Here is a 2,920-nt window from a genome sequence, read left to right on the forward strand (position 1 = left end):
TTGGGCGTTGTATGGTTAAGCCTCTCGGGCAATTAGTACAGGTTAGCTTAACGCCTTACAACGCTTCCACACCCTGCCTATCAACGTCATCGTCTATAACAACCCTTCCAGAACTTAAAGTTCAGGGATGACTCATCTTTGGGCCGGCTTCCCGCTTAGATGCTTTCAGCGGTTATCCGTTCCGAACATAGCTACCGGGCAATGCCATTGGCATGACAACCCGAACACCAGCGGTTCGTCCACTCCGGTCCTCTCGTACTAGGAGCAGCTCCCATCAATCATCCAACGCCCACACCAGATAGGGACCGAACTGTCTCACGACGTTCTAAACCCAGCTCGCGTACCACTTTAAATGGCGAACAGCCATACCCTTGGGACCGACTTCAGCCCCAGGATGTGATGAGCCGACATCGAGGTGCCAAACACCGCCGTCGATATGAACTCTTGGGCGGTATCAGCCTGTTATCCCCGGAGTACCTTTTATCCGTTGAGCGATGGCCCTTCCATACAGAACCACCGGATCACTATGACCTACTTTCGTACCTGCTCGACGTGTCTGTCTCGCAGTTAAGCTAGCTTATGCCATTGCACTAACCTCACGATGTCCGACCGTGATTAGCTAACCTTCGTGCTCCTCCGTTACTATTTGGGAGGAGACCGCCCCAGTCAAACTACCCACCAGACACTGTCCACAATCCCGATAAGGGACCAATGTTAGAACATCAAACATACAAGGGTGGTATTTCAAGGACGGCTCCACACAATCTAGCGACTGTGCTTCAAAGCCTCCCACCTATCCTACACATGTAGGTTCAATGTTCAGTGCCAAGCTGTAGTAAAGGTTCACGGGGTCTTTCCGTCTAGGTGCGGGTACACAGCATCTTCACTGCGATTTCAATTTCACTGAGTCTCGGGTGGAGACAGCGTGGCCATGGTTACACCATTCGTGCAGGTCGGAACTTACCCGACAAGGAATTTCGCTACCTTAGGACCGTTATAGTTACGGCCGCCGTTTACCGGGGCTTCGATCAAGAGCTTCGTCCGAAAACTAACCCCATCAATTAACCTTCCGGCACCGGGCAGGTGTCACACCCTATACGTCCTCTTACGAGTTTGCAGAGTGCTGTGTTTTTAATAAACAGTCCCAGCCACCTGGTCACTGCGGCCTCCATTTGCTTACCACGCGAAGTGTTCACAAACAGAGGCGTACCTTCTCCCGAAGTTACGGTACAATTTTGCCGAGTTCCTTCACCCGAGTTCTCTCAAGCGCCTTAGTATTCTCTACCTGACCACCTGTGTCGGTTTGGGGTACGGTTCATATAATCATAAGTTTAGAAGCTTTTCCTGGAAGCAGGGCATCAACAACTTCACTCCCTTGGGAGCTCGTCTCGTGTCTCGGCCTTGAAAACCCGGATTTACCTAAGTTTTCAGCCTACTCACTTTCACTTGGACAACCAACGCCAAGCTTGCCTAGCCTTCTCCGTCCCTCCATCACTGATTATATAAGTACGGGAATATTAACCCGTTTCCCATCGACTACGCATTTCTGCCTCGCCTTAGGGGCCGACTTACCCTGCCCTGATTAGCATGGGACAGGAAACCTTGGTCTTCCGGCGTGGGAGTTTTTCACTCCCATTATCGTTACTCATGTCAGCATTCGCACTTGTGATATGTCCAGCAAGCTTTACAACTCACCTTCATCCACTTACACAACGCTCCCCTACCCAGCATGTAAACATGCTGCCGCAGCTTCGGTATATTGCTTAGCCCCGTTACATCTTCCGCGCAGGCCGACTCGACTAGTGAGCTATTACGCTTTCTTTAAAGGGTGGCTGCTTCTAAGCCAACCTCCTAGCTGTCTATGCCTTCCCACATCGTTTCCCACTTAGCAATATTTTGGGACCTTAGCTGGCGGTCTGGGTTGTTTCCCTCTCCACGACGGACGTTAGCACCCGCCGTGTGTCTCCCGGATAGTTCTCATTGGTATTCGGAGTTTGCAAAGGGTTGGTAAGTCGGGATGACCCCCTAGCCTTAACAGTGCTCTACCCCCAATGGAATTCGTCCGAGGCTCTACCTAAATAGATTTCGGGGAGAACCAGCTATCTCCCGGTTTGATTGGCCTTTCACCCCCAGCCACAAGTCATCCCCTGACTTTTCAACGTCAGTGGGTTCGGTCCTCCAGTTGATGTTACTCAACCTTCAACCTGCTCATGGCTAGATCACCGGGTTTCGGGTCTATACCTAGCAACTAAACGCGCAGTTAACACTCGCTTTCGCTACGGCTCCGCTATTCGCTTAACCTTGCTACTAAATATAAGTCGCTGACCCATTATACAAAAGGTACGCAGTCACCCCGAAGGGCTCCCACTGCTTGTACGTATACGGTTTCAGGTTCTATTTCACTCCCCTCACAGGGGTTCTTTTCGCCTTTCCCTCACGGTACTGGTTCACTATCGGTCAGTTAGGAGTATTTAGCCTTGGAGGATGGTCCCCCCATATTCAGTCAAGATAACACGTGTCCCGACCTACTCGATTTCACTGTAAAGATTGCGTCGTGTACAGGGCTATCACCTTGTATCGCTCCTCTTCCCAAAGGATTCCACTACATTCAATACAGCTTAAGGGCTGTTCCCCGTTCGCTCGCCGCTACTAGGGGAATCTCAATTGATTTCTTTTCCTAAGGGTACTTAGATGTTTCAGTTCCCCTCGTTCGCCTCGTTACACTATGTATTCATGTAACGATACCTGTAAACAGGTGGGTTTCCCCATTCGGACATCTGTGGCTCAAATGCATTTTGTCGGCTCACCACAGCTTTTCGCAGACTTACACGTCCTTCATCGCCTCTAACTGCCAAGGCATCCACCGTATACGCTTCGTCACTTAACCATACAACCCCAAACAGCCTTTTGACTTCTGTCT

General features: G+C 50.5%; 1 rRNA gene. It reads right to left on the reverse strand.

Annotated features, from left to right (window positions below):
• Positions 1-11 precede the first annotated feature (11 nt).
• Positions 12-2,887, reverse strand: a 23S ribosomal RNA gene (locus tag V7R55_RS19345).
• Positions 2,888-2,920 lie beyond the last annotated feature (33 nt).

Source organism: Alteromonas sp. S005 (genome assembly GCF_036864475.1).
In the GTDB taxonomy this organism is placed as follows: Bacteria; Pseudomonadota; Gammaproteobacteria; order Enterobacterales; family Alteromonadaceae; genus Alteromonas.